General features: G+C 37.4%; 28 protein-coding genes and 1 tRNA gene. 28 read left to right on the top strand and 1 reads right to left on the bottom strand.

Going from position 1 to position 26,815, the window contains the following annotated elements; all coding sequences use genetic code 11:
- Positions 1 to 48 precede the first annotated feature (48 nt).
- Positions 49 to 237 carry a 50S ribosomal protein L28 gene (rpmB, locus tag HMPREF0873_RS02265; RefSeq protein WP_008601135.1) on the bottom strand — a complete coding sequence of 63 codons (189 nt, stop codon included), beginning with the start codon at positions 235 to 237 and terminating at the stop codon, positions 49 to 51.
- 223 nt (positions 238 to 460) lie between these two features.
- Here rpmB and recG point away from each other — a divergent pair, with 223 nt between their 5' ends.
- From recG to sufB, 28 genes are all read left to right on the top strand, one after another.
- On the top strand, positions 461 to 2,503 hold the full coding sequence (recG, locus tag HMPREF0873_RS02260) for an ATP-dependent DNA helicase RecG (RefSeq protein WP_008714077.1): 2,043 nt from the start codon (positions 461 to 463) through the stop codon (positions 2,501 to 2,503).
- A gap of 132 nt (positions 2,504 to 2,635) precedes the next feature.
- Positions 2,636 to 2,821, top strand: coding sequence for a 4-oxalocrotonate tautomerase (locus tag HMPREF0873_RS02255; RefSeq protein ID WP_004696087.1), 186 nt, complete (start codon positions 2,636 to 2,638; stop codon positions 2,819 to 2,821).
- A 76-nt stretch (positions 2,822 to 2,897) separates the two neighbouring features.
- Positions 2,898 to 4,352, top strand: a complete 1,455-nt coding sequence (gene guaB, locus HMPREF0873_RS02250; RefSeq protein ID WP_004696085.1) for an IMP dehydrogenase — start codon at positions 2,898 to 2,900, stop codon at positions 4,350 to 4,352.
- Positions 4,353 to 4,367: 15 nt separating this feature from the next.
- On the top strand, positions 4,368 to 5,090 hold the full coding sequence (locus HMPREF0873_RS02245) for a WecB/TagA/CpsF family glycosyltransferase (RefSeq protein WP_008714075.1): 723 nt from the start codon (positions 4,368 to 4,370) through the stop codon (positions 5,088 to 5,090).
- A gap of 14 nt (positions 5,091 to 5,104) precedes the next feature.
- Complete coding sequence (locus tag HMPREF0873_RS02240) at positions 5,105 to 5,746, top strand: phosphatidylserine decarboxylase family protein (protein WP_008714073.1); 642 nt, start codon at positions 5,105 to 5,107, stop codon at positions 5,744 to 5,746.
- Positions 5,739 to 6,410, top strand: coding sequence for a CDP-diacylglycerol--serine O-phosphatidyltransferase (gene pssA, locus HMPREF0873_RS02235; protein ID WP_038125386.1), 672 nt, complete (start codon positions 5,739 to 5,741; stop codon positions 6,408 to 6,410). Before HMPREF0873_RS02240 ends, pssA begins: the two co-directional genes overlap by 8 nt.
- Positions 6,411 to 6,429: 19 nt before the next feature.
- Positions 6,430 to 7,692, top strand: coding sequence for a glycosyltransferase family 2 protein (locus HMPREF0873_RS02230; RefSeq protein WP_004697272.1), 1,263 nt, complete (start codon positions 6,430 to 6,432; stop codon positions 7,690 to 7,692).
- Between the two features lie 17 nt (positions 7,693 to 7,709).
- A complete protein-coding gene (gene surE, locus HMPREF0873_RS02225) occupies positions 7,710 to 8,471 on the top strand; it encodes a 5'/3'-nucleotidase SurE (RefSeq protein ID WP_004697320.1) in 762 nt (253 codons plus the stop codon).
- A 54-nt stretch (positions 8,472 to 8,525) separates the two neighbouring features.
- A tRNA-Leu gene (locus HMPREF0873_RS02220) sits at positions 8,526 to 8,609 on the top strand.
- 94 nt (positions 8,610 to 8,703) lie between these two features.
- Positions 8,704 to 9,495: a hypothetical protein gene (locus HMPREF0873_RS02215; protein ID WP_008714069.1), complete on the top strand. Its 792-nt coding sequence runs from the start codon at positions 8,704 to 8,706 to the stop codon at positions 9,493 to 9,495.
- 68 nt (positions 9,496 to 9,563) lie between these two features.
- On the top strand, positions 9,564 to 9,935 hold the full coding sequence (gene acpS, locus HMPREF0873_RS02210) for a holo-ACP synthase (RefSeq protein ID WP_008714066.1): 372 nt from the start codon (positions 9,564 to 9,566) through the stop codon (positions 9,933 to 9,935).
- Position 9,936: 1 nt separating this feature from the next.
- Entirely contained in the window at positions 9,937 to 11,514 is a 1,578-nt protein-coding gene (locus tag HMPREF0873_RS02205; protein WP_008714064.1) for a bifunctional ADP-dependent NAD(P)H-hydrate dehydratase/NAD(P)H-hydrate epimerase, read from the top strand.
- A complete protein-coding gene (locus HMPREF0873_RS02200; protein WP_038125385.1) occupies positions 11,511 to 12,455 on the top strand; it encodes a ComEC/Rec2 family competence protein in 945 nt (314 codons plus the stop codon). Before HMPREF0873_RS02205 ends, HMPREF0873_RS02200 begins: the two co-directional genes overlap by 4 nt.
- Positions 12,456 to 12,699: 244 nt before the next feature.
- Positions 12,700 to 13,797, top strand: coding sequence for an N-acetylmuramoyl-L-alanine amidase (locus HMPREF0873_RS02195; RefSeq protein ID WP_004697104.1), 1,098 nt, complete (start codon positions 12,700 to 12,702; stop codon positions 13,795 to 13,797).
- A 3-nt stretch (positions 13,798 to 13,800) separates the two neighbouring features.
- Entirely contained in the window at positions 13,801 to 14,361 is a 561-nt protein-coding gene (locus HMPREF0873_RS02190) for a GerMN domain-containing protein (RefSeq protein WP_004696063.1), read from the top strand.
- A 112-nt stretch (positions 14,362 to 14,473) separates the two neighbouring features.
- Positions 14,474 to 15,454: a thiamine-phosphate kinase gene (gene thiL / locus HMPREF0873_RS02185; protein ID WP_008714057.1), complete on the top strand. Its 981-nt coding sequence runs from the start codon at positions 14,474 to 14,476 to the stop codon at positions 15,452 to 15,454.
- Positions 15,444 to 15,938: a tRNA (adenosine(37)-N6)-threonylcarbamoyltransferase complex ATPase subunit type 1 TsaE gene (gene tsaE / locus HMPREF0873_RS02180; protein WP_008714055.1), complete on the top strand. Its 495-nt coding sequence runs from the start codon at positions 15,444 to 15,446 to the stop codon at positions 15,936 to 15,938. The genes thiL and tsaE overlap by 11 nt, the downstream gene beginning before the upstream one ends.
- On the top strand, positions 15,922 to 16,680 hold the full coding sequence (tsaB, locus tag HMPREF0873_RS02175; protein WP_004696057.1) for a tRNA (adenosine(37)-N6)-threonylcarbamoyltransferase complex dimerization subunit type 1 TsaB: 759 nt from the start codon (positions 15,922 to 15,924) through the stop codon (positions 16,678 to 16,680). The genes tsaE and tsaB overlap by 17 nt, the downstream gene beginning before the upstream one ends.
- Complete coding sequence (rimI, locus tag HMPREF0873_RS02170) at positions 16,680 to 17,129, top strand: ribosomal protein S18-alanine N-acetyltransferase (protein ID WP_004696055.1); 450 nt, start codon at positions 16,680 to 16,682, stop codon at positions 17,127 to 17,129. The genes tsaB and rimI overlap by 1 nt, the downstream gene beginning before the upstream one ends.
- The gene (tsaD, locus tag HMPREF0873_RS02165) at positions 17,126 to 18,157 is read left to right on the top strand and encodes a tRNA (adenosine(37)-N6)-threonylcarbamoyltransferase complex transferase subunit TsaD (protein WP_008714053.1); all 1,032 of its coding nucleotides are present in this window, start codon (positions 17,126 to 17,128) and stop codon (positions 18,155 to 18,157) included. Before rimI ends, tsaD begins: the two co-directional genes overlap by 4 nt.
- A gap of 2 nt (positions 18,158 to 18,159) precedes the next feature.
- On the top strand, positions 18,160 to 19,551 hold the full coding sequence (locus tag HMPREF0873_RS02160) for a sensor histidine kinase (protein WP_008714052.1): 1,392 nt from the start codon (positions 18,160 to 18,162) through the stop codon (positions 19,549 to 19,551).
- Positions 19,552 to 20,130 carry an ANTAR domain-containing response regulator gene (locus HMPREF0873_RS02155; RefSeq protein WP_008714051.1) on the top strand — a complete coding sequence of 193 codons (579 nt, stop codon included), beginning with the start codon at positions 19,552 to 19,554 and terminating at the stop codon, positions 20,128 to 20,130. It abuts the gene before it with no gap.
- A 131-nt stretch (positions 20,131 to 20,261) separates the two neighbouring features.
- Positions 20,262 to 20,543: a co-chaperone GroES gene (gene groES / locus HMPREF0873_RS02150; RefSeq protein WP_004696047.1), complete on the top strand. Its 282-nt coding sequence runs from the start codon at positions 20,262 to 20,264 to the stop codon at positions 20,541 to 20,543.
- Between the two features lie 112 nt (positions 20,544 to 20,655).
- A complete protein-coding gene (gene groL / locus HMPREF0873_RS02145) occupies positions 20,656 to 22,281 on the top strand; it encodes a chaperonin GroEL (RefSeq protein WP_008714050.1) in 1,626 nt (541 codons plus the stop codon).
- A gap of 341 nt (positions 22,282 to 22,622) precedes the next feature.
- The gene (locus HMPREF0873_RS02140) at positions 22,623 to 23,039 is read left to right on the top strand and encodes a DoxX family protein (protein WP_004696040.1); all 417 of its coding nucleotides are present in this window, start codon (positions 22,623 to 22,625) and stop codon (positions 23,037 to 23,039) included.
- 63 nt (positions 23,040 to 23,102) lie between these two features.
- Complete coding sequence (locus HMPREF0873_RS02135) at positions 23,103 to 24,359, top strand: diaminopimelate decarboxylase (RefSeq protein ID WP_008714049.1); 1,257 nt, start codon at positions 23,103 to 23,105, stop codon at positions 24,357 to 24,359.
- Between the two features lie 294 nt (positions 24,360 to 24,653).
- Positions 24,654 to 25,397: a Fe-S cluster assembly ATPase SufC gene (sufC, locus tag HMPREF0873_RS02130; RefSeq protein WP_004696035.1), complete on the top strand. Its 744-nt coding sequence runs from the start codon at positions 24,654 to 24,656 to the stop codon at positions 25,395 to 25,397.
- An 8-nt stretch (positions 25,398 to 25,405) separates the two neighbouring features.
- Positions 25,406 to 26,815: a Fe-S cluster assembly protein SufB gene (gene sufB / locus HMPREF0873_RS02125; protein ID WP_004696034.1), complete on the top strand. Its 1,410-nt coding sequence runs from the start codon at positions 25,406 to 25,408 to the stop codon at positions 26,813 to 26,815.

The following is a 26,815-nucleotide window of genomic DNA, read 5'->3' as shown; positions in this document are numbered from 1 at the left end:
CTTTTTTTGGGGGCTCTAGAACCCCAAAGAGTACATGTACTTTTTATTTTACGCGCGTGTAACTTTATTAGAACGAAGGCAGCGAGTGCATACGTTTACTTTTTTTGTAGCACCGTCTACAACCGCCCGTACTCTTTGAATGTTCGGTTTCCAAGTTTTTCTTGTGCGAATGTGAGAATGACTCACGTTCATACCGCTAGATGTGGATTTACCACATACTTCGCAAAGGTTTGCCATAGTTTCCACCTCCAAGCTTAATCTATAACATAACAAAAGTATATTATCATAAAGAATAGCTTAAAGCAAGTGTTTTTGTCGTACATATTGCTCTTTTTATGAAATATACTACAATATAAGGTATACTATATATCATATTCTAAGATATAAATGGACTTTTACACAAGGATATACAGAAATTGGATATATCTCATGTGTTTATCGTATATTTAAAGGAGTTTTTATGGATGAACGATTGACGACTATAAAAGGAATTGGTCCTGGTCGCGAGAAACAATTGCATAAATTGGGAATTACTAATGTTACATCCTTATTGACTTACTTCCCTAGAACCTATGAAGACCGCCGTACGATTTATAGTATTGGTGATTTAAAATCAGGTATGACAGGTGGTGTCGTAGGTACTGTTATTGCAGTACAAGAAAAACGCCCTCGCCCTCGATTGTCTATTTTAGAGGTCGTTATTGCAGATGGTACAGGACCTTTGAAGATTGTTTTGTTTAATCAAGGATATAAAAAGAACTTTTACAAAAAAGGACAGCGTATATATGCATATGGTAAGGCTGAGTTTCAATATGGTTACATGCAAATGAATACACCGCAAATGGAAAACTTAGGAGACGGTGGTGAACCAGATCGAGGTATCGTTCCTATTTACGCGCTTGCTGATGGGGTATCTCAGTTTGTGGTTCGTTCAACTGTACGTAATTGGTTCGCAGCTAACCATGAATTGCCAGAGATTTTACCTGTGGAGGTTCGTGAAGATCATCATTATATGAGTCGCTATGATGCTTTTAAGATGATGCATTTCCCAGACTCCTCAGAGCTCTATGAAAAGGCTCGTTATCAATTGGCCTATGAAGAGTTGTTCGTCATGCAAGCTGGTTTAGCTTTGTTGCGAAATAAAGAACAATGCCATAGAGGGTCTAAAATGGGACCAAATGGGGAACTAATGGCTCAGTGTATAGAGAATTTACCGTTTTCTTTAACAGGTGATCAACAACGAGCGTTAGAGGATATTCGTATTGATATGGAAGATGAACGACCTATGCAACGTTTGTTGCAAGGAGATGTAGGCTCTGGTAAAACTATTGTGGCTACCTTGAGTTTATTAAAAGCCATTGAAAATGGGTATCAGGGGGCATTGATGGCCCCTACGGAGATTCTAGCGGCTCAACATTACGAAGGGATACGAACTGTATGTGCTAATTTAGGTATTACCATAGAATTATTAACGGGATCCTCTACGAAAAAAGAGAAAGAATGCATCTATGAGGGCTTAGCAGATGGCAGAATCCAAATGATTATTGGAACGCATGCTCTTATCCAAGAGGGGGTTAATTTCCATAATTTAGGCCTTGTTATCATTGATGAGCAACATCGCTTTGGTGTAGATCAACGGGCGAGATTGCAACAGAAGGGAACATATCCTCATGTACTTATCATGACGGCTACACCAATCCCTCGTACCATGACATTATCCGTATATGGAGATTTAGCAGTATCTTTAATTAAAGAAATGCCACCAGGGCGAAAACCTGTTAAAACATATGCTGTAGATAGTTCTTATAAAGAGAGATTACGCACTTTCTTTGGTAAGGAAATGGCGGAAGGGCGTCAGGTCTACGTGGTGTGCCCTCTTGTAGAAGAATCCGAAAAATTAGACTTGCAAGCTGCTGAGGAATTGTATCTAGAATTAAAAGAGTACTTTTATAAGGCCTATGAAGTGGGCCTCGTTCACGGTCGTATGAAGCCGAGTGAAAAAGATGAAGTGATGAATGCCTTCCATAGGGGTGAAATTTTATTACTTGTTTCCACAACAGTTATAGAAGTGGGTGTTAATGTGCCAAATGCGACCATTATGTGCGTTGAAGGGGCAGAACGATTTGGCCTGTCTCAGCTACATCAGCTGCGGGGCCGTGTAGGTCGTGGCGCTCATCAGTCCTATTGCATTCTTGTTAGTGATTCTAAAAATGATGTAAGTCAAGAGCGTTTAAAGTTGATGGAACAAATCCAGGATGGATTTGAGCTTGCAGAGCAAGATTTATTGATTCGTGGATCTGGTCAATTGTTTGGATTAGCTCAATCAGGACTACCTGATTTGCGCGTTGCTAATATCATCAAAGATATTGAGATTTTAGTAAAGGCTCGCAAGGATGTGCTAGATTTTGCAAATCAATTCGGAATAGAAAAATTAGAATCTATCATGAAAGAAGAATTAGAAAAAAGATTTGGTGAAAAATTTCTAAGAATATTGTATAATTAAGAGGTAGGATTAATAAGTATATAAGCATCGATAATATTAGATTTTATCTGTTTTTTTTCCTTGTTTATATGTCCTTCATACCGTATAATAGAACAAACAATTTATTTCATTTTTTCATCTATGGAGGTTAATATGCCAATTATTCATGTAGAGCTCGTCGAAGGGCGTACAAAAGAACAAAAGAAACAATTAGGTGAAGCAATTACAAAGGCTGCGGTTGATATCGTAAATGTTCCTGCTGATGCAGTAAAAGTTATCTTCGTAGATATGAAAAAAGACGATTATATGGAAGGCGGCATTTTGCGGTCTGAACGCTAAGGCTACGACTGACCGCCTAGTCCATAGGGACTAGGCGGGTCGTAGTTTTGTTTTATTATACGGAAAGGAAAGAAATATGAGAGACGATAAATTCGGTATGCGTGGACTAACTTTTGATGATGTATTATTAATACCAGCAGCTTCGGATATACTGCCTAATCAAGTAGAGTTAAAAACTCAATTAACTCGTGATATTACATTAAATATTCCTATGATTAGTTCTGGGATGGATACGGTTACTGAATCACGGATGGCGATTGCAATGGCTCGTGAAGGAGGTCTTGGCGTTATCCACAAAAATATGTCTATTGAAGAGCAAGCTCATGAAGTTGACAAGGTAAAACGCTCTGAACACGGTGTTATCGTTGATCCTATTTTCTTAAGCCCTCAAAATTTACTATCCGATGCAGCAGAACTTATGGAAAAATATAAAATTTCTGGTGTACCTATCACAGAACATGGTAAACTAGTAGGAATCATTACAAATCGCGATATGCGTTTTGAAACTGATTTAAGCCGACAAATTGGGGAATGTATGACAAAAGATTCCCTAGTTACTGCACCGGAAGGTACATCTCTTGAAGCGGCGAAAGCTATCTTAAGCGAACATCGTATTGAAAAATTACCTCTTGTAGATGGCGACGGTAACTTAAAAGGCTTAATTACGATTAAAGATATTGAAAAAGCGACTAAATATCCAAATGCAGCAAAGGATGGTAGTGGCCGATTATTAGTTGGTGCTGCAGTAGGTGTTTCTCAAGATTTGTATGATAGACTTGATGCGCTTGTATCTGCTAAAGCTGACGTAATTATTGTTGATACTGCCCATGGGCATTCTGCAGGTGTTCTTCGTACGTTGAAGGACATTAAACAAGCGTATCCTCACATTCCTGTAATTGCAGGTAATGTGGCAACTGCAGCAGGCACTGAGGCTCTTATCGAAGCCGGAGCTGATGCAGTTAAGGTTGGTATAGGACCTGGTTCTATTTGTACAACTCGTGTCATTGCTGGCATTGGGGTACCTCAAATCACAGCAGTCTATGAGTCTGCTCAAGTGGGGCGTCGCTATGGAGTTCCTATCATTGCTGATGGGGGGATTAAATATTCTGGAGATATTGCTAAAGCTATTGCGGCTGGTGCTAATGTAGTTATGATGGGTAATATTTTAGCGGGTACTGATGAAAGCCCTGGAGAAACAGTGATTTATCAAGGCCGTTCTTATAAAGTATATCGAGGCATGGGTAGTCTAGGGGCTATGAAACTCGGTAGTAAAGATCGATATTTCCAAACAGAAGCTAAGAAATTAGTTCCTGAAGGTATAGAAGGTCGTGTACCATATAAAGGTATGCTGGCCGATACAATTTTCCAAATGGTTGGTGGTTTGCGTGCAAGTATGGGGTATTGTGGATGTCATAACATCCAAGAAATGATTGAAAACACTCAATTCATTCAAATTACAGCGGCTGGTTTGAAAGAAAGTCATCCGCATGATGTAAGCATTACCGTTGAAGCACCAAATTATAGTGGTTGATAATGGAGTATTACATTGAATAAACGTATTTCTGTTTTATCTGTGCCTATCGATTGTGTCACAATGGATGAGGCAGTCCAACGTATTTTACAATTAACTGAACAGCCGGGGCTACATTTAGTAGCAACGGCTAATGCAGAAATGGTTATGTTGGCTAATGAAAATCCTACATTGCACTCCATATTGAATAATGCTAGTCTCGTCGTTCCCGATGGGGCTGGCATTTTGTGGGCTGCAGAGCGTCAAGGAGAACATGTGCCTGAACGCGTAACAGGTGTAGACGTAACTATGGAATTGTTTAAAGTTGCGGCGACTCATCAAATTCCTGTATACTGCTTGGGGGCGGCACCTGGTGTTGCTCAACGAGCGATTGGTAATGTATCTGCTCAGGTAGGTGCATTAAATATAGCAGGAATTCATGACGGATTCTTTGATAGTGCAGAGGAACAAGAAATCATTAAATCTATAGCTGAATCTAAGGCAAAATTGGTATTTGTTGCCTTAGGTGTGCCAAAGCAAGAACAATGGATTGCAGAAAAGTTGAGTCACCTCGATGGCGTAGTTGCCATTGGAATTGGTGGTTCCTTTGATGTCTTGGCAGGTAATATTCCTCGGGCCCCAGAATGGATGCAACGAAATCGACTTGAATGGTTGTATCGATTATATTTAGAACCTCAACGGATTGGCCGTATGTTGGCTATTCCAAAGTTTATGTGGACCGTTATTAGAAATAAATAGAGGAGTGTTGAATCGTGCCTACAGGACCAATAATTAAGGAAGGGTTTCCTCTGATAGGAGCTATGCTCATTATCACTGTGGTGTTAGGATATTTAGGACATTATGTAATTGCGATTATTTCATTTATTCTGGCATTATTTTTCGTCAATTTCTTTAGAAATCCTAAACGTGTAATCCCTCAAGATCCAGATTTGATTTTATCCCCAGCGGACGGTAAAATCATGGATATTACTGATGTATACGAAGATATTTACTTACATAAAGAGTGTAAAAAAGTAACTATTTTCTTATCTGTTTTTGACGTGCATGCTAATCGTGCGCCTATTGATGGTAAAATTACGTACCGTCACTATACGATGGGTAGTTTCCTACCAGCATTCAAAGATGATGTAGGTTTTGAAAATGAACGTCATACTATTTGTATTGAAAATGATCGTACTTCCGTATTAGTAACGCAAATTGCGGGCCTTTTAGCAAGACGTATCGTATCTTGGACAGACCTAGATAGTGTACTTGAACGCGGTCAGTTGTACGGGATGATTAAGTTCGGTTCCTGTACTGAGCTCTATATGGATAAGGATGTAGAGTTGTTCGTGGAAAAAGGTCAACATATTACAGGCGGTGATACTGTTATCGGGAGGTTACGACATGAATAAATCTATTATTCCAAATTTATTTACTAGTGCAAATTTAGCATTTGGTGTTCTTGGTATTACGTTGTCTGCTACAAATAATACCTTCTGCGCAGCTATATGTATATTATTGTCTCTAGTAGCAGATGGGTTAGATGGTCGTGTAGCAAGAGCTTTAAACGTTGCAGGACCAATGGGCCGGGAACTTGATTCTCTGTCTGATGTAGTGGGATTTGGTGTAGCGCCTGCCTATATGCTTTATATGAAAGAATTAAATGGTTTAGGATGGATTGCATATGTGCCACTATTAGCTTTTGCAGTGCTTGGTGCATTTCGTTTAGCGCGATTTAATATTAAAACTGACGAAGTTCATGGCTATTTTGAAGGTTTACCAATTCCAGCCGCTGGATGTTTAGCGGCGACTTACGTATTGTGTGGCGTATCGGTACCTCAATTTGTGTTGGTAGTTTGTATGATTGGTATAGGTCTCCTTATGGTTAGTGAAGTTAAATATCCCGATTTTAAAGGTAAAAGTGAGATTTATATCAATAAACTTTCTATTGTACTCACAGCCATATTTGTTGTAGCTTGTCTCGTGTATGATTGGCATACATGGGCCGTTATGATTTTTGCTGGCTATGTAATGTTTGGACTTATTAACGGGGCTTTAAATATAGTGCGTAAATAGATGTGTGGAGGAGAATAGTATGAATTACCTACTGGATCTATTACTGATTCCTATGCAGGTAATAATCGTAATTTATACGGTTTATTATTTTATACTCGCTGTCGTAGGTATGTGGCGATCGCGAGTACATAAAAATTATACCCCTAAAAATTCCTTTGCCATCGTTGTATGCGCTCATAATGAGGAAGCTGTTGTTGGTGAGTTAGTTAAAAACTTACGTGGCCTAGATTATCCAGATGATCTGTACGATATTTTTGTAGTTGCCGATAACTGTACAGATAAGACTGCGGAAGTAGCAAGTGCTGCTGGCGCTAATGTACATGTACGTGAAAATAAACAAGAAATAGGTAAAGGTTATGCCATGGGGTGGATGTTTGATCGGGTAGAACAAATGGATCGGAAATATGATGCATTTCTGATTTTTGATGCCGATAATTTAGTACATCCTCAATTTATGTTAGAAATGAATGATCATCTTGAAAAAGGTGAGTCTGTAATTCAAGGTTACTTGAACTCTAAAAATCCAACTGACTCTTGGGTAGCCGGTACGTTCTCTATCGCCTTTTGGATGGTTAACCATATGTGGCATTTAGCAAAATATCGTCTTGGATTATCTACGGCCTTAGGTGGTACAGGCATGTGTATTCGTACATCTATTATTCGCGAATACGGTTGGGATTGCAATAGCTTAACCGAAGATATGGAATTTTCCATGAAACTATTGACTCATGGTATCCGTACTTGTTGGGGGCATGATGCTATCGTATATGATGAAAAGGTTACGACTATGATGGCTTCTTGCAGACAGCGTTTACGATGGGCTCAGGGGCAATTTGACTGTGCGGGTCGATATATTCCTAAATTATTTGCTATTGGTATCAAAACAGGGAATATTATGATTTTGGATGGTATATTCCAAGTGAGTCAACCTTATTTCTTATTGTTGACAACCGTATACTTGGTGTTATCCTACATCAATGCGTATACTCCAATTTATACAAATATTTTGTATCAAATTATGCCTATGTCTGTATGGACAATTATAGGTGTTGGTCAATATCTATTCCCATTAATTGTATTGTTGAAAATCAAGGTACCACCAAAGATTTGGTTCTACTATTTACTATATCCATTATTTGTTTACTCTTGGATTCCAGTAAATATTTTAGGGTGGTTCCGCCGTCATAATAAGGTATGGTCTCATACAGTCCATACGAGAGCTGTGGGCTTAGATGATGTTAAATTAACACGTATGGGCAATATGAATAAGAATGAAAAATAGAATCTGTAGGAGTGACTATGCATATTTTAATGTGTAATGACGATGGCATTTTAGCAGATGGTTTACGTCATCTTGCATCGTATTTAAGTCAATATTATAGAATTACCGTTGTAGCACCTGCTAATGAGCAAAGTGCTAAATCCCATGCATTGACAACCGAGGTTCCATTGAAATTAGATGCTTGCAATGGCGAGGATGAAAATCCTCGCCTTTATGCTCTAACGGGAACGCCGTCCGATTGCATGAAGTTCGGTCTCAGTTATTTATTGACTGATGATATGCCAGATCTTGTAATTTCTGGAATTAATCATGGATTTAATTTAGGCTCTGATGTATTGTATTCCGGCACTGTTTCGGCAGCTATGGAAAGTGGGTTTTACGGTATTCCCGGTTTAGCATTATCTGTTGAGAGATATTCTGTTGAACGGGGAGACGAGATGCATCCATTTATACATGAATTGATTGAGAAAATTTATGTGGCGGGCCAGTTTAGCGGTTTACTAAATGTGAACTTCCCATTACGTGGTACATGTGATTGGGACCATTTTAAAATGGTGAGCCAAGGCTTACAAACCTACAGTAATATTATCGAAGCTCGCATTAATTCAAGAGGACAGGATTATTATTGGTTAGCTGGTGAGCTAGACTATGGTGCTGAAAGTGTTCCTACAGATGTAGAATTTGCCCGTAAAGGCTATATTACAGGTGTCGCACTCACATGGAAACAACAATGTGATACGGATATGAAAAGGGTTCAAAATATTTTAGATGAAATATAAAAAATATGTTGACATTGCTTAGGGATGTCTGTATAATAACAAATGTTCCGATACGCCGGAGTGGCGGAATGGCAGACGCACTTGACTCAAAATCAAGCGGGTAACACCGTGTGGGTTCAAGTCCCACCTCCGGCACCAACATTAGGCGGTAAGACTTTTGTCTTACCGCCTATTTTTATATTTATGAATTTATATACTATAATATACATTATTAATTTCATGAGGTGATAGTATGGATCAAGGTGTAATTGATTATATTACAAATATCTTTGATATTCCTAAACTTACTCAACAGGTTAGCTCTGTACAGATGCCATTGCCATTATCTCGCTTGGCAGAAATACCATTAGATGGATCTGTAAATCAGTGCCAAGGATTTTGTTATAATTCTAAAAAAGACGTTTTTGCTTTAGCTTGTATTAATTCAGATAATACGAAGCAAATTATTTATGAAATTAATCCAAAAACTTTTACTGTTGTTGCAAAATATGAGTATAGTTATAAAAGTTTATTAGGTCATATGAATACCTTAACTTATAATTCTGTCAATAATCGTTACTATACAACAAATGCTGTTGTAAATGGATATAACCTTACTCCTATTGAAGCGGATAGCATGATTGTTGAAGCACCGATTAAACTAAAAGAGAAAGTTTTTAATTTTGCATATGATAAAGTACGCAATGAATATGTATCAATTGTGCCTTTAACAAACTCTGAACGGACAATTAATTATTACGACTCCAATTTTAATCGTATTCGTTCTTATAAAATTGATGCTAATCATACAAACTTAAATAATAACGGTGCTTACGCAACTAATGGAAATACTTTATTTACAACGTTGACAACCTTTGTATACGTCGATGAAGAGGGAGTTGTTAAAAATATTAGCCCTTATGCTTCTGGAATGGAAGTAGAAGACATGGATTGTCGAAATGGTCAAATGTATATGGCGGTCAATCGCAAAGGTAAAGTTGAAATTTATAGTTTGTCTAGCCTACCATTTTCGGTAAATGTCTAGATACTACTTATGTTTTAATCCCCTTTATGAGTGTATAATAATAGTATTAGAGTATTTTAGGAGCTATTATGAAATTAGGGAATGATATTATAGAGATTGACCGTATACGTCAAGCTATAGAGAAATCAAGTTCATTTAAAGTGCGCGTTTATACGATTCATGAGATTGAATATTGTAAAAGTCGGAATAAAGGATGCTACGAATCCTTTGCAGGTATATATGCTGCAAAAGAGGCTTTTATTAAAGCTTTAGGTACAGGGATGAGGCATGGATCATGGCAAGATATAGAGATTTATCATGATGAATGGGGCGCACCCTTAATTCGTTTACAAGATACTTTCAAAGATATTTACGAAACATCAGGTTATACTGATATTCATGTATCGATTAGTCATTGCAAGGATTATGCAATGAGTACAGTTATACTTGAAGGAGCATAAGATGAATATTTTAACTACAGAAGATGCTCGATTTATAGATCGAGAGGTTCCTAAGCAATTAGGAATTTCTTTAGAAATCCTCATGGAAAATGCTGGACGTGGTATCGTAGATGCCTTATGGGGAGAGTACGATTTATTTTCCCTGAATAATGGCCGTTCCATAAATAGTTTTGTTTTATTTATATGTGGTACGGGTAATAATGGGGCAGATGGCCTTGTAGCAGCTCGCCATTTTATGGAGCAAGGCGTACCAGTACAAATTGTACTAGTGGGAAATACAAACAAATGTAGTGATCTTTTTGCAGTGCAAATTGAGCGCTGCAAAGCTATGGGATGTATCATCGATATGTATGATGAATTCAATGATTGGTCCAACGTAGCCATCGCTGTGGAAGGCATCATGGGAACGGGCTTTACTGGAAGGTTAAGAGAGGTGACCATCGATATATTGAATGATATTGATACTATGCGTAGTCAGTATAATTTTGATTTGTGGGCTATTGATGTACCTGCAGGTTTGGATGCTACTACTGGTCATGTAGCAGAAGGCACACTGACCTATGATTATACTGTTACTTTTGGAGCTATCAAACAAGGTTTGTTATTATATTCCGGAAAGGCTATAGGAGGAACCGCTGTGGTTGCTCCATTGGGTGCTCCTTGGCAGCAGGTACTGGGTGAACGTGTTAGAACTATAACCATTGATTCTGATTTAGCCGAAAAAATTATCAACTATCGTACCCCAATGGCGCATAAAGGTGTCAATGGAAACACTTTAATTATTGGTGGTTCAAATGATATGATAGGAGCCCCTATTTTGGCTGCTGAAGCGGCAGTTCATAGTGGTGCTGGTAAAGTAACATTAGCTGTACCCAAAATAATTAAACAGATTGTACAAAGCCGTGTCATACCTGAGGTGATGGTTACTTCCACAGAGACTAATAAAGAACTTTTTGATTGTCGCCAAGTTGTTGCTATGGGACCTGGTTTAGGTCGCACCCGTGAAATCTGTGATTTAGTGGATCATATTTTAGATGCTTATGAAGGAGCATTAGTACTAGATGCTGATGCTTTGTATGCATTGGGACATGTTGGTTGTGTTAATAAAGATGCTTTGCGAGATGGTGATATTGAGTCTGCATATACAGTGGAAAGAGAACTTCCATTTTGTGTCATGACACCGCATTTAGGTGAATTTAGTAGACTTATTGATTTACCTATTAAATGGATTGAGCGTCATTATATCACGTTGGCTAGAGAATTTGCTAAGGCTCATCAAGTTATTCTTGTACTAAAAGGAATTCCTTCAATTGTGGCATTACCTGATGGAACAGTGTATGTAAATACTATCGGTAATGCGGGCATGGGTACTGGCGGTATGGGAGATGTGCTGACTGGTGTAATTGCTGGTTTTATAAGTCAGGGTTATTCACTACAAGATAGTGCTGTTCTCGGTGTATATGTACATAGTCGTAGTGCAGATATTCTGAATGAAACAAAGAGTTGGGGTTATACTCCGAGTGATGTCAGTACTTCTTTAGGTTGTGTTATTAGTGAATTGTTGGGAGATTATGAATGACAAATAGAATACAACGATTTATAGTTTTCTTGCTAGTATTATGTATTCCTATCTTCGCCATTGCAGGATGCACAAATAATGATGTAGCAAACGCAGCAAATCAAGTAACTACTAACGCTAATGGGACTTACTCAATCGATACTAAAACGACTACCCCTGAAGGTAAGCTAGATGTATATATGCTAGATATTGGTCAGGGGGATGCTATATTGCTTAAGGTAGGCGATGAGTATAACATGATTGATACTGGTGATATAGAACATCGTGAAAATATTGTGGCCCAACTTAAAGCTATGGGTGTAACGAAGTTAAAAAATATTATTATCACGCATCCTCATGCTGATCATATGGGTGGTTTTTATGCTATTGCAAAGGCTATGCCTATTGAACATGTATATGATGATGGTATTGCCGTTGATAATAATATGTACAAAACCTATGAAAAATGGATTGAGAAAAATAAAATTCAACGAACTACTTTGAGAAGTGGAGATGTAGTTGATTTTGGACATGGTGCTGTCTTTGTAGTATATGCTCCTTGGGTTGAACCTTTGACTGATAAAAAAGGAGAGACAGATCTTAATAATAATTCTATTGTAGGTAAATTAATCTTCGGTAAATTTTCTATGCTCTTTACGGGTGATGCTGAATTACAAGAAGAGAAAAAACTTATAAAAGAGCAGAATTCCAGATTGTTTTCTCGTATTCTTAAGGTAGGTCATCACGGTTCTCGTACAAGTAGCTCTGAAGATTTTTTGAAATCTATTAAGCCTGAAAGTGCATTAATTTCAAATGGCATGTATAATAAGTATGGTCATCCTCACGATGTGACATTACGTCGTTTACAGGAAAATAATATTGCTATTTACCGTACAGATACGATGGGGCGTATTCATATTAGTACGGATGGGAATGAATGGCAAATTACAACTGAACGTTAGTTTTGATTACTTATACAAAAAATAATTTTATGAAACTGTTTTTTGTGTATTCTGTATAAGGTCTTTATATAGTAATATGTGTAATCGGCATACTAATCTTCATGTTTGTATGAAATAATCTATTTATAATCTAACATTAGTTTATGGATAGATTGGAACGATGAGATTTTGATAGATAAAAATATCATCGACTCATCTCTATGGTTTGGACACTATGTATGTCAGTTAGATTGGAGTGAATGTATTGCGTAAACTATTTTTAATGTGCCTTGCAGTCTTGATGGCGATACCTTTATTATTGACTCAAGCAAAGGCAGCTAATTTGGAAGATGCTCGATGGGTGACTAGAACAGATGCACCTGTACCATATGTTCGTATTGTTATGGACTTATCGGCACCTATAAAGGCATCTGCATCAATTAGCAAAGATGGGAAAACTACGACTGTTACTTTAAAGAATACAAAGCTAAAGACGGCTAAAGAGAACATTTCTATGGACTCAGCTATTGCTAGCTCTGCTAAACTTTCACAAGATGGCAGAGACGTTAAAGTAACAATCAAGACACCTTCATCTATTGATACTAGTGATGTAAAGGTTTTTTCCTTGAAAAAGGATACGGTTAATAAGAAACCGTATCGTATCGTTGTTGATGTTCAGAAAAAAGGTGCTGTAGCTAAGCCTGCTTACTATGGTAAAAAGCCATCTCAATCTGCGCATCCAGCAAAAAATGTACCTACAGGATCTGGCAAATACTCTACTAGCGGTGGTTTATCTGGCAAAACAATTACTATTGACCCAGGACATGGTGGTAGTGATTCTGGTGCTATTGGACCTCACGGTGTACAAGAGAAAAACATTACACTACCGATTTCCATGTATTTGAAAAAATCTTTAGAAAATCGTGGTGCTAAAGTGCTTATGACTCGAACTACTGATGTAGATGTATATGGCCCTAATGCAAGCGGTGTTGATGAATTGGGGGCTCGTGTTAACGTGGCTAACCGTAGTAATTCTGATGCTCTTGTAAGCGTTCATATCAACGCATTTAATAATCCTAGCGTTGGTGGTATTGCAACATATTACTATAGCAAAACCGGTAACGATGCTCGATTGGCACAAAAGGTACAATCTCAAATTGCTAACACACCTGGTTTCAATGGTGATCGTGGCATTCAAGAAGGTAACTTATACGTGTTGAGACATTCTAATATGCCTGCAATTCTTGTAGAGCTTGGTTTTATTTCTAACCCTAATGAGGAACGTGTGCTACAATCTCCTCAAACTCAAGAAGACTTTGCTAACCGCATTGCAAATGGTATTGCTAATTACTTTGGAGGTTAATCGATGAAATTACGTAAACAAGTTCTATCGATTCTCTGTGTAGGTATGCTGGCATTTGTAGTGGGTTGTACACATGAACAAGCTCCTACAACAGGTAAAAGTGAACCTACGCAAGAGACGAAAGTCAATAAGGATGCAGAAACAAGTAAAGTATCTCAAGAAAAGGTTAAGATGGCCTTCTTTGTTCCTACAGAGGATGGTTCTGGGGTAAAACAAACTACCGTTGAGATAGAGGCGAATAAAGTTACGCCTAAAGCAGCTCTTTTAGCAATGTTAAATGCCGATAGAGCACAAAAATACCCAGTCTTCTCTAAGGATATTGAAATTACATCTGTTACTGTAAAAGATGGTATTGCTTCTGTTGAAGTAAATGATGCATTCGTAAAGGGTAATGGCGGAGACTTAACTGTTAAATTACAAATGGCTGCTATTGTAAATACATTGACATCCTTTGATAATATTAATGGTGTTCTATTTGTCAATAATGGTAAAAAGGTGCCAACTGTAGGTTCCTTTGATACTAAAGAACCTGTTAAGAGAATGACGAATCTAATTAAAAAATAATTCTTTTAAAGACATTTATAGCAGATAGTTGTTATATCAACTATCTGCTATTTTTGTTGTCTTTTATATATGTTACAATACAATAAGTAATAAACGGAAACTAGGTGATCAGATGCAATTAAAAGATGTAGGGGAATTTAATTTCATTCGCCAAATTCAAGATAACACAATATATAATCCTAATACTGTAGTGTATGGTATTGGTGATGATTGTGCTATTTATAAAGCAGAACAAAATACAGAGCAATTGATAAGCACTGACACAATGGTGGAAGGTGTTCATTTTAGCTTTCACTATATGATGCCCTATGATGTTGGGTATCGCCTTATGACGGCTAATTTAAGTGATGTTGCGGCTATGGGTGGCATTCCTAGACAAATTGTATTATCTGTAGCCGTACCAGACCATGTTGATACAGTCATTCTTGATGAAATTTATAGGGGAATTAAAGATCAATGTATGCGATATCAACTCAATATATTGGGTGGAGATACGGTACGTACAGAAGGGCCCATGGTTTGGACTGTAACAATTATCGGAGAGGTTCCTAAAGGCACTGCGGTTATGCGAAGTGGTGCGAAAGTAGGAGATGTTGTAGGTGTTACAAACTATGTAGGTTATGCAGCTACAGGCTTAGGAGCGTTATCATATAATTTAGTAGGCTATGATATGACCAAAGTGGGGCATCAACGTCCCGAACCACAGATTGAATTGGGGCAAAAATTGCGACGACTTGGTATCCATAGTATGAATGATATTAGCGATGGACTAGGAAGTGAATTGAATGAAATCGCTGTAGCTAGTAATGTTTCCATTGTATTTGAAGAACAAGCAATCCCTCTACACGAGGAGACTTACGAATTAGCTAAGCATTTACAAACTAATCCAGTAGATTATGCTTTGTATGGTGGAGAAGACTTTCAGTTAGTCTTTACGGCGCCAAAATCACTACTTTCGGAATTGGAAAAGCTATCAGGCATTACGTTGATTGGAGAAGTTTTATCTGGCCCACCACGGGTTCAAATGGTAACATCTGATAAAACGATTAAGACTGTAGAAGCGAAAGGATATAATCATTTTCATGAAGGATAAGGTACAGGTTCATTTAAAGACTTATACAGTAGAAGATACACAACAATTTGGTAAATTATTAGGTGCATGGGTTAAACAGAATGGGGACCCTCTTTGTATAGCACTAGTTGGTGACTTGGGGACAGGAAAAACACATTTGTCGCAAGGAATTGCAAAGGGCTTTGGGGTTACTGAAGAAATTACAAGTCCTACCTTTGCCATCATGAATACCTATGATGTGAATCGAAATCATTTATATCATTTTGACGTATATCGCTTGGAAGATATTAGTGAACTGGAAAATATTGGCTTTTATGAGTATACAGAAGATTGCGTATCCATTGTAGAATGGGCTGATAAATTTCCTCATGAATTGCCTGATGAAACACTATGGATTTATTTAACGCGCATTGATGATACAAGCCGATCCATTACATTAGTTAGTGATTACCTTACACCGGATGATTTAGTAGAAATAGGAGGCCCATATGTGGTTGGGAATTGAGACGAGCTCACTTGTGTCGAGTGTGGCTTTAATGGATGAAAGTTGCCTAATTGGGGAATTGACCATTCAAGCTGGATTGACTCATTCTGAGCAGTTGGTACCTCATATTGATATGTTATTACGGACCTGTCAAGTTGAAAAAAGTGAATTAAAAGGGATTATGGTTAGCATTGGACCCGGTTCTTTTACAGGGTTACGGATTGGTATGGGGACCGCTAAAGCTATGGCTTATGCCTTACAAATTCCTTTATATGGTGTAATGACCATGGATAGTTTAGCTCGTAATGTAGCTTATACAGACCGCACGATTTGTACTATTATCGATGCTCAGAAAAAACATGTTTATGCAGGTATCTACAAATATGATGATAATGAATTGGTTTGTAAAGAGGAACCTTTTGTCATTGCTGCTAATGATTTATTAGATCGACTCCGAGCATCTGAAGAACATGTAGTGTTCCTTGGGGATGGCGTTAAGCGAATAGAAAAGCTATTAGATGAAAGTGATACAAATTTAACAATTTTAGATATCTCGCAACGTATTCCAAAAGCTAGTTCTCTATTACTGGCTGGCCGTAGATTGGTAGACTCTGAAGAGAGTTCTGATCCTATGGATATGGTTCCTTATTATATTCGACGCTCAGAAGCAGAAGTGTTATGGGAAGAACGCCATAAGGATAATCCTGAAATGTTGAACCAAAATCCTGCAGTTATAGTTACTGAGGCAGCGGGAGTCGAATAATGGAGATTCGTTTGGCTACAATAGATGATGCTCAAGCTATCTATGCTATTGAACAACAGTCTTTTTCTGTTCCTTGGAGTTTAGAATCTGTTCTCGTTGAGTTAGAAGGGGCATCAAATAAATTATATATGGTAATTTGTGAGGAGAACAAAATTGTTGGATATGCAGGTGCTTGGCTTGTATACGATGAAGGTCAAATCACGAATATCGCTATTATTCCTTCCGCACGAGGTAAGGGATATGGATCAAAACTTACCAAGCAATTAATAGATGAATGTCTTACGAGAGGTATGAAAGAAATTTTCTTAGAGGTGCGCATATCTAATTTAGCAGCATTGGCTATGTATAGAAATTTAGGATTTTCTGTAAAAGGAATTCGTAAAGATTATTATTCAGAGCCTACGGAAGATGCTTATATTATGTCTCTCGTTTCAGAGGAAATAGAATGAGTATATACACATTAGCCTTGGAAAGTAGCTGTGATGAAACCTCTGCTTCTGTCCTTAAGGACGGGCGCACCGTTTTGTCTAATGTTATTTCAAGCCAAGTACCAATACATAGAAAATTTGGTGGCGTTGTACCTGAAATTGCATCACGTCATCATATAGAACAAGTTATACCTGTTATAGACCAAGCATTACGTGATGCGAATGTGACTCTACAAGATATCAATCATATTGGTGTTACGTATGGGCCAGGTCTTGTAGGGGCTTTATTAGTTGGTGTAGCTGCTGCAAAAGGGTTATCCTTTGCTACAGGGATTCCCTTGGTGCCAGTGCACCATATGGAAGGTCATATTTTTGCTAACTTTTTAGCTAATCCAGAACTGGAGCCTCCGTTTTTAAGTCTCGTTGTATCTGGTGGTCATACCATGTTAGTACATGTAAAAGGATATGAAGAATTTGATGTTCTTGGTCAAACACGAGATGACGCAGCTGGCGAGGCTTTTGATAAGATTGCACGGGTTATGGGATTCCCTTATCCAGGGGGCCCTCATATCGATGCCCTTGCCGTTGAAGGGAATCCAGAGGCTATTGAATTTCCAAAGGCTTTAAGTGAACCAGGTAATTTTGAATTTAGCTTTAGTGGTTTGAAATCCGCAGTTTTAAACTATTTAAATAGTAAGCAACAAAAGAATGAGCCTATCAATCAAGCTGATGTGGCTGCATCGTTTCAAAAGGCCATCGTAGATGTGTTAGTAGAAAAGACGAAAGATGCCGCACATACTTTAGGTGAAAGTCGTATTACTATTGCTGGCGGTGTATCAGCTAATAAAGGATTACAAAAGGCTTTAGAAGCTATGTGTGTAGAAGAAGGCTTTACTTATTACAAACCACATAAAATATTGTCTACTGATAATGCAGCCATGATTGGATGTCGAGCTTATTATATGGCGCAGGCCGGAAAATTTGGTGATTTAACATTGAATGCAAAGCCCAGTGTTGAAATTGGATACGTATCTTGGAAAGAGGAGTAATCGTGGATATTGGTCAAGATATTTTAAATAGAACACCATTAGGACCATTACAAACCTCATTACTTGAGCATATTAGTAAACTCATATCCTTTGGCGAGTCTTTAACTCGTCAAAGGATACAGATTTTTACACCCCTACTAGAGACAGGACAAGGTGAGAGATCACAACAATGTGCAGATATGCTATGTATAGAACGCAGTGATCAAGGGATTACTACACGTCAATTAAAAGGCAGTCATACGTGGCATGCTATGATGAAAGATGGTCAACCACTTATCGGGTTAGATGACAAGCAGCGTCAACATGTCTTTCCTATCGTAGACAACGGAGGTCGTATTATTGGGGGGATATCTTTTACATTATCACCATCTATTAAGGCAGAACAATATGAGCAAGAATACCTTTTGTCTGATACGATGCAACGTCTTATGCTGACGGCTACCGATGAACAAATAGTGTCTTACGAACCCATGTCCTATTTTGATGGTTTAATTATTTTCGACGACACTTATAAAATACTGTATGCTAACGATGCAGCTATGAAGTTAGTAGATGTATTAGGCTTTGACCGTCGCTTGGTTGGTTCATCAATTTTTAGCAGTACCTTAAAGATGTCCGCTATACAGCAGGTATTATCAGATAGAAGTATACTTACAAATGAAGAAATCTACCAAGATATGGTAATTCGTCAGCACATGATTCCTATTGCTATGGGGCGCAATGAAACGAGGTGCTTTTTAGTTCTTCATGATTGTACTCGTGAAAGTAAACAGCAACAAGAATTATTGGTTAAAAATTCCATTATCAAAGAGGTTCATCACCGTGTAAAAAATAACTTACAAACTGTAGCAGGGTTATTGCGTATGGAGGCGAGACGCTCTAGCTTGCCAGATGTAAAGCAAGCACTCCAAGAGGGGATTAATCGCATCGAGAGCATGGCTCTAGTTCACGATATAGTGTCTCATTACGATGAGGATTATATTGGTATACGATCAATTTATGATGAATTATGTCGTTTGTTGCGTATGAGTATGGTGCGACAAGACCAAGAGGTTACTTTTACTTACAGTGGCGAAGATATGCTAATTTCTCCTCATATGGCAAGTTATGTATCTCTTATAATTAATGAATTGATTACGAATAGCTTAGAACATGGGTTAGACGGGAATCGTGGAAATGTTCATCTAGCAGTTACTGATGCAGGTAATACGATTAAACTGGCTTTTACAGATAACGGAAAAGGATTGCCTAGTGATTTCTCTGTTTCGTCTAATAAACAGTTAGGTTTAACAATTATTAATAATTTAGTTACTCATGAATTAAAAGGAAGTTTATCCATAGAAAATACTGGAACAGGTGTATTGGTGACGATATATATGAAAAAGGAGGCATAAATGCGCGTTTTAATCGTGGATGATGAATCCCTAATACGTATGGATTTACGAGATATTATTGAGTCTTGTGGTCATGAAGTCGTTGCAGAAGGTACAAATGGTGTTGAAGCTTTAGCACTTTGTAAAAAATATAAGCCAGATATTATATTGATGGATGTTAAGATGCCAGAATTAGATGGTATTGAGGCGGCACGTCAAATTGGCTTTCACCATGAAGCACCTGTAGTATTATTAACGAGTTATAGCCAGCAAGATTTAATCGATAAGGCTCGAGATTCTGGTGTATATGGCTATTTAATTAAACCAGTACGGGAGGAACAGTTAGTTCCTACCCTAGAGATGGCTTTAGGCCGCTATAAAAGTGATGCTCAGTTGCGCGAAAAGATGGCTGAGCTAGAACAGTCATTAGAAGATCGTAAAATCATTCAAAAGGGAACTGGTATATTAATGGAACTATATTCTATATCTGAAGTGGAAGCGTATAATCGCATCCGCACCTTAAGTATGAATAAACAAATATCTATTATAGAAACATGTAATCTCATCATTAAACAGTCTAATAAGTCAAATAATATCTAAAAAGTCAAAAAATCAAAATTAGTGCTTGCAATTATTTTAACTTCGGTTATAATAATACTTGTAATTAGCACTCAATGAGTTAGAGTGCTAATAAATTATGGAGATTAACTAGTAAAAAGGAGTGACATTATATGTTAAAACCATTAGCTGACCGCGTTCTTATCCGTTTAGAAGCAAAAGAAGAAAAAACTAAAAGTGGTATCTTCCTTCCTGATACAGCAAAAGAAAAGCCTCAAGAAGGTGTAGTTGTAGCTGTAGGTGCTGGTAAAGTATATGACAATGGTCAACGTGTAGCTCCAGAAGTTAAAGTTGGCGACACTGTTATGTTTGCAAAATATGCTGGTAGCGAATTAGAAATCGATGGCGCTACTCATTTGATTATTAGCGAACGCGATATTTTAGCAGTATTATAATCGCTGATTTATAGTCTATATGATTATAAAAACTGATGATACATTCTATATTGCCTAAGGGCACATATATTTCGTTACATTGGATAGTGTTACTATTTAGGAGGTAATACATATGGCAAAAGAAATCTTGTTTAATGAAGAAGCTCGTCGTGCTTTAGGTCGTGGCGTCGATCAATTAGCAAATGCTGTAAAAGTTACATTAGGTCCAAAAGGTCGTAATGTTGTGTTGGATAAAAAATTTGGTTCCCCAACAATTACAAATGATGGTGTAACCATTGCTCGCGATATTGAACTTCCAGATCCATTTGAAAACATGGGTGCTCAATTAGTAAAAGAAGTTGCTACTAAAACTAACGACGTAGCAGGTGATGGTACTACCACCGCAACAGTATTGGCGCAAGCTATGATTCAAGAAGGTATGCGCAATGTAGCAGCCGGTGCAAACCCAATGATTTTGAAAAAAGGCATTGAAACAGCAGTAAAAACTTTGGTTGAAGAAATTAAAAAACGCTCTATCAAAGTTTCTGGTAAAGCTGAAATTGCTCAAGTTGCAAGCGTATCCGCTGCTGACGAAGAAATCGGTGGTTTAATTGCTGAAGCTATGGAAAAGGTTGGTAATGACGGTGTTATTACTGTTGAAGAATCCAAAGGTTTGCAAACTGCATTAAATATAGTAGAAGGTATGCAATTTGATCGTGGTTACATTTCCCCTTATATGGTAACTGACCCTGATCGTATGGAAGCTGTTATGGATAACCCATATATCTTGATCACTGATCGTAAAATCAGTGCCATCGCAGATATGTTGCCAACACTTGAAAAAGTAGTAAAAGTAGGCAAAGAACTTCTTATTATCGCTGAAGATGTAGAAGGGGAAGCATTGGCTACATTAGTAGTAAACCGTTTGCGTGGTACATTTAAAGCTGTAGCTGTTAAAGCTCCTGGCTTCGGTGATCGTCGTAAAGCTATGCTTGAAGATATCGCTATCTTAACAGGCGGTACTGTTATTACTGAAGATATGGGTCGTAAGCTTGATTCTGTAGAGCTTGAAGATCTTGGTACAGCTCGTCAAGTTCGCATCACTAAAGATGAAACTACAATCATCGATGGCGCAGGTGATAAAGATGTAATTGCTAAACGCGTTAACCAAATCCGTGCACAAGTTGAAGAAACATCTTCTGATTTCGACCGTGAAAAATTACAAGAACGTCTAGCTAAATTGTCCGGTGGTGTTGCAGTTATCGAAGTAGGTGCTGCTACAGAAGTTGAAATGAAAGATAAGAAACTTCGCATTGAAGATGCATTGAATGCAACTCGTGCAGCTGTTGAAGAAGGTATTGTAGCTGGTGGTGGTACTACATTCATCGATATCATCCCTGCATTGAATACATTGGAAGCTACTGGTGACGTTCAAACTGGTATTAACCTTGTAAAACGCGCTGTAGAAGAACCACTTCGTCAAATCGCATACAACGCAGGTCTCGAAGGTTCTGTAGTAGTAGAAAAAGTTAAAAATACTGAAGCTGGTGTAGGTTTCAATGCTTTGACTGAAGAATACATCGATATGGTTAAAGCTGGTATTGTTGACCCTGCAAAAGTTACTCGTTCTGCCCTTCAAAATGCCGCATCTATCGCATCTCTTGTATTAACTACTGAAACAATCGTAGCTGATAAGGTAGATGAAAATGCAGCAGTTCCTGCAATGCCTCCAATGGGTGGTATGGGCGGTATGATGTAATCAGCTGCTTAGAATTAATTTTATAAGAAACATAATAATCCTAATGAATTGTGAATTACATTTTTCATATTCATTAGGATTATTTTTTACTGATAAATTAATCTATTGTAAGGGTGTAATATTTTAAATAAGATATTATTATATTATTATATTCAAGCAGACCAGATTTAAAGTGACTAGATTATGTTGATTACATCGATAAAATTGATTTTGTATACAATGTATGATATAATTCTATAGAATTTAATAGTGAGTCTTATTGACATAGTTATTCTCTAATAGTATAATTAATGTATCGAATTTATTCGATTTGTTATATTTGAATTGAAAGAAGGATCACTATGTTGAACTTTATTTTTAAAAGTAAACCTAATTATGTAAATTTTGGCTTATTGATTTATCGCCTTGCATTGGGCATTTCCATGTTTTATCATGGTTATTTAAAATGGCTTAGCGGAGCTGAAGGGCTCTACAAAGTAGGGACTATGTTAGCACCTTTAGGTGTATCCGGTGGTTATGAGATGCTAGGCACTATGGCAGCACTTGCAGAAATGATTGGTGGTATTCTCATTGCAGTAGGATTATTTACACGTATTGGTGCTATTCTAGTTGTAGGTACTTTAGCAACTGCGACTATTGTGAGTTTGAATGGTAGTTTCTTTAGCTGGGACTACCCATCTCAATTAGGCTTTGGTGCACTTATGTTATTCTTTGCTGGTGCTGGTCGCTTTAGTTTAGATAAAGCTTTATTTAAATAATTAGGAAATTAGAATAAAAGACTCATCGGCTGATGAGTCTTTTGTTTATGTAGAAAGGTTATCATGAACAAAAAAACAGTTCCATTCACGTCAGAACAATTAGAAAATATTATTGCTCAGTATCCAACTCCATTCCATATTTATGATGAAGAAGGAATTATTGAGAATATGAAATCTTTCATCAATGCATTCTCTTGGAATAAGGGATTCAAGCAATATTTTGCAGTTAAAGCAACTCCAAATCCGTATATCATGCGTTTGTTACAAAAGCTTGGGGTTGGCGCAGACTGTTCTTCCTTAGCGGAACTACTTTTATGTGAAAAAGTGGGTATTACGGGCCATGATATTATGTTCACATCTAATGACACACCATATGTGGAGTATAAAAAGGCACTTGAAATGGGTGCAATCATCAATCTTGATGATATTACACATATCGAATATTTAGAAAAAAATCATGGCTCTTTGCCAGATACATTCTGCGTGCGTTATAATCCGGGTTCTTTAAAGGAAGGGGGCAATACAATTATTGGCCTTCCTGAAGAAGCTAAATATGGTATGACACGCGAACAAATATTTGAAGCGTATAAACAATTACAAGCTAAAGGTGTAAAACACTTTGGTATTCATACAATGGTTGTTTCTAACGAACTTGATATTGACGGTTTAGTTGGTACAGCAGAGCTTTGCTTTAATCTTGCTGTAGATATTAAAAAAGAACTTGGTATCACTGTTGAATTTATTGATTTAGGTGGAGGTGTAGGTGTAGCTTATAAACCAGAACAAACACCAGTAGACTTCCGCGTATTAAGCAAGGGTGTAGAAGAAGCGTATAATCGGATTTTAGTAGCTAATGGACTTAATGATGTAGCATTGGCTTATGAATGTGGGCGTATGGTAACAGGTCCATTTGGTTATCTTGTTTCTACTGCTATTCATAAAAAAGATATTTATCGTCATTACATCGGTTTAGATGCTTGTATGGCAAATCTTATGCGTCCGGCGTTGTATGGCTCTTATCATCACATTACCGTAATGGGGAAAGAAAATGATCCCAAGGATCATGTATATGATGTAACAGGCTCCTTATGTGAAAATAATGATAAATTTGCTATTCAACGAGAGCTGCCAAAAATTGATATTGGAGATCGTGTCATCATTCACGATGCTGGTGCACATGGACATTCTATGGGTTTCAATTATAATGGTAAATTACGTTCTGCAGAGTTATTGCTACATAAAGATGGCTCTGTTACACAAATTCGCCGTGCTGAAACATATGATGATTTATTTGGAACTCTTGATTTTTCAAACCTATAATTTAATATTGAGAATCGAATAGGATGAGAATTAATATTAATAAAAACCTATCAATATATGTAATAATTGATATTCTTTTAATTCCTGTATATTTTAGTAGGAATATCTTGCTATCATTTAGATAAGAATGTATAATGAGTGTAGATTGTTATGCACATACTTGCTAAGTTGGCGAGAATTACGGCGGTATTCACGTTAGTGCGTACCGCCTTTTTATATGTGTCAGTATATACGTTTTATATATAACGAGTGTATGTTTCTTATGGTTACATACAAATAAAAGGAGTGAACATTTTGGCTGAATTACTTCAGATAAAAGATTTAAAGGTATCTGTTGAAGAGAAACAAATCTTGAAAGGTATTGATTTAACAATTAATAAAGGTGAAATTCATGTTGTGATGGGGACAAATGGTGCTGGTAAATCTACACTTGCTAATGCAATCATGGGTAACTCTACATATACAGTAGATAGTGGTTCTATCATTTTTGATGGTAAGGATATTACGGAAGATGCAGTAAACGATCGTGCAAAAGCGGGTATTTTTATGTCTTTCCAAAATCCAATTTCTATTCCTGGTATTACTGTAGAAAACTTCATTCGTACAGCTAAATCCACAATTACTGGTGAAAATGTACGTGCATTATCTTTCAAAAAAGAATTGAAAGAAAAAATGGATGAATTATCCTTTGATTTATCTTATGCGCAACGTTATGTAAATGAAGGCTTCTCTGGTGGTGAACGCAAGAAGAATGAAATTCTTCAAATGTCCATTTTGAATCCTAAATTGGCTATTCTTGATGAAACTGATTCTGGCCTTGACGTAGATGCGGTTCGTATCGTATCTGAAGGTGTACAACGTTTCCATAACGAAGAAAATGCTGTATTAATCATTACTCATCATAACCAAATTTTACAAAAACTAAAACCAGACTATGTTCATGTGTTGATCAATGGCAAGATTGTTAAAACTGGTGATGCTTCTCTTGTACGTGAAATCGAAGAAAAAGGTTATGACGCATACAAAGCATTAGCATAGGAGGCATAATGGAAGAAAGAAAGAAAACCCAAGTCGCGGATATGGACCGTGGCGTCTATGATATAAAGAACGAATTTGAATATTCTTATATCTCTGATGCCGGTTTAACAGAAGATATTATCCGTGAGATTTGGTCTAATAAAAATGAACCAGAATGGATGCTCGATTTCCGTTTAAAGTCTTTGGAAATCTATAATCGCATGGGCATTCCAAATTGGATTCCTGATATCTCGGGCTTAGATATGGCAAATATTCATACATATGTTAAGCCTAAAGTAGATATGAAAGAAAACTGGGATGAAGTTCCAGAAGAAATTAAAAGTACTTTTGACCGCTTAGGTATTCCAGAAGCGGAAAAAACATCTCTAGCTGGTGTTGGTGCTCAATATGATTCTGAAGTTGTTTACCACAGTATTCAAGAAGATCTTGTTAAGCAAGGTGTTATCTATACTGATATCGAAACAGCATTACATGAACATGAAGAAATCGTAAAAAAATACTGGATGACATTAATTCCACCTACAGACCATAAATGGGCTGCTCTTCACGGTGCCGTTTGGTCTGGTGGTTCCTTCGTATACGTTCCTGCAGGTGTACAAGTAGAGATTCCATTGCAATCTTACTTCCGTTTGAATGCACCAGGTGCTGGTCAGTTCGAACATACGATGATTATCGTAGAAGAAGGGGCTAAATTGCACTTTATCGAAGGTTGTTCTGCTCCTAAGTATGATGTGTCTAACCTGCATGCAGGCGCTGTTGAACTGTTCGTTAAAGATAATGCTACATTGCGTTATTCTACAATTGAAAACTGGTCTAAAAACATGTACAACCTTAACACAAAACGTTGTGTAGTAGGTAAAAATGGTACAATTGAGTGGGTATCTGGTTCCTTTGGCTCCAAAGTTTCTTGTTTGTACCCAATGAGTATTCTCAACGGTGAAGGTGCACATGCTGAATTTACAGGTGTAACATTCGCAGGTGAAGGACAATTCCTCGATACAGGTTGTAAAGTGGTACATAATGCACCATATACAACAAGTAATGTAAACTCTAAATCCATTTCTAAATCCGGTGGCGCTGCAATTTATCGTGGCCTTTTGAAGATTGGCCCTAAAGCTGAACATTCCAAAGCAACAGTTTCTTGTGAATCCTTGATGCTTGATGCTGAGTCTCAATCTGATACAATTCCGGCTATTATCGTAGAAAATGACAATGTGGATTTAGGTCATGAAGCTAAAATCGGTCGTATTTCCGACGAAGCAATTTTCTATCTTATGACTCGTGGTATTAGCGAAGAAGAAGCTCGTGCGATGCTAGTTCGTGGTTTCGTAGAGCCAATCTCTAAAGAATTGCCACTTGAATATGCAGTAGAAATGAACAATCTAATCAATCTTGAATTAGAAGGTTCTATCGGTTAA

This window comes from Veillonella sp. 3_1_44 (genome assembly GCF_000163715.1).
In the GTDB taxonomy this organism is placed as follows: domain Bacteria; phylum Bacillota; class Negativicutes; order Veillonellales; family Veillonellaceae; genus Veillonella; species Veillonella parvula_A.
The sequence above is the reverse complement of the archived record's forward strand: the minus strand, read 5'-3'. Positions and strand labels throughout refer to the sequence as shown.

Excerpts from the sequence above, each read along its gene's own strand:
- thiL (WP_008714057.1), top strand. The coding sequence starts at position 14,474 with ATGCAATTAAAAGATGTAGGGGAATTTAATTTCATTCGCCAAATTCAA.
- surE (WP_004697320.1), top strand. The coding sequence starts at position 7,710 with ATGCATATTTTAATGTGTAATGACGATGGCATTTTAGCAGATGGTTTA.
- groES (WP_004696047.1), top strand. The coding sequence starts at position 20,262 with ATGTTAAAACCATTAGCTGACCGCGTTCTTATCCGTTTAGAAGCAAAA.
- HMPREF0873_RS02135 (WP_008714049.1), top strand. The coding sequence starts at position 23,103 with ATGAACAAAAAAACAGTTCCATTCACGTCAGAACAATTAGAAAATATT.
- HMPREF0873_RS02155 (WP_008714051.1), top strand. The coding sequence starts at position 19,552 with ATGCGCGTTTTAATCGTGGATGATGAATCCCTAATACGTATGGATTTA.
- guaB (WP_004696085.1), top strand. The coding sequence starts at position 2,898 with ATGAGAGACGATAAATTCGGTATGCGTGGACTAACTTTTGATGATGTA.
- rpmB (WP_008601135.1), bottom strand. The coding sequence starts at position 237 with ATGGCAAACCTTTGCGAAGTATGTGGTAAATCCACATCTAGCGGTATG.
- pssA (WP_038125386.1), top strand. The coding sequence starts at position 5,739 with ATGAATAAATCTATTATTCCAAATTTATTTACTAGTGCAAATTTAGCA.
- recG (WP_008714077.1), top strand. The coding sequence starts at position 461 with ATGGATGAACGATTGACGACTATAAAAGGAATTGGTCCTGGTCGCGAG.
- HMPREF0873_RS02255 (WP_004696087.1), top strand. The coding sequence starts at position 2,636 with ATGCCAATTATTCATGTAGAGCTCGTCGAAGGGCGTACAAAAGAACAA.
- rimI (WP_004696055.1), top strand. The coding sequence starts at position 16,680 with ATGGAGATTCGTTTGGCTACAATAGATGATGCTCAAGCTATCTATGCT.
- HMPREF0873_RS02215 (WP_008714069.1), top strand. The coding sequence starts at position 8,704 with ATGGATCAAGGTGTAATTGATTATATTACAAATATCTTTGATATTCCT.
- HMPREF0873_RS02230 (WP_004697272.1), top strand. The coding sequence starts at position 6,430 with ATGAATTACCTACTGGATCTATTACTGATTCCTATGCAGGTAATAATC.
- HMPREF0873_RS02200 (WP_038125385.1), top strand. The coding sequence starts at position 11,511 with ATGACAAATAGAATACAACGATTTATAGTTTTCTTGCTAGTATTATGT.
- acpS (WP_008714066.1), top strand. The coding sequence starts at position 9,564 with ATGAAATTAGGGAATGATATTATAGAGATTGACCGTATACGTCAAGCT.
- sufB (WP_004696034.1), top strand. The coding sequence starts at position 25,406 with ATGGAAGAAAGAAAGAAAACCCAAGTCGCGGATATGGACCGTGGCGTC.
- tsaE (WP_008714055.1), top strand. The coding sequence starts at position 15,444 with ATGAAGGATAAGGTACAGGTTCATTTAAAGACTTATACAGTAGAAGAT.
- HMPREF0873_RS02205 (WP_008714064.1), top strand. The coding sequence starts at position 9,937 with ATGAATATTTTAACTACAGAAGATGCTCGATTTATAGATCGAGAGGTT.
- tsaD (WP_008714053.1), top strand. The coding sequence starts at position 17,126 with ATGAGTATATACACATTAGCCTTGGAAAGTAGCTGTGATGAAACCTCT.
- tsaB (WP_004696057.1), top strand. The coding sequence starts at position 15,922 with ATGTGGTTGGGAATTGAGACGAGCTCACTTGTGTCGAGTGTGGCTTTA.
- groL (WP_008714050.1), top strand. The coding sequence starts at position 20,656 with ATGGCAAAAGAAATCTTGTTTAATGAAGAAGCTCGTCGTGCTTTAGGT.
- HMPREF0873_RS02140 (WP_004696040.1), top strand. The coding sequence starts at position 22,623 with ATGTTGAACTTTATTTTTAAAAGTAAACCTAATTATGTAAATTTTGGC.
- HMPREF0873_RS02190 (WP_004696063.1), top strand. The coding sequence starts at position 13,801 with ATGAAATTACGTAAACAAGTTCTATCGATTCTCTGTGTAGGTATGCTG.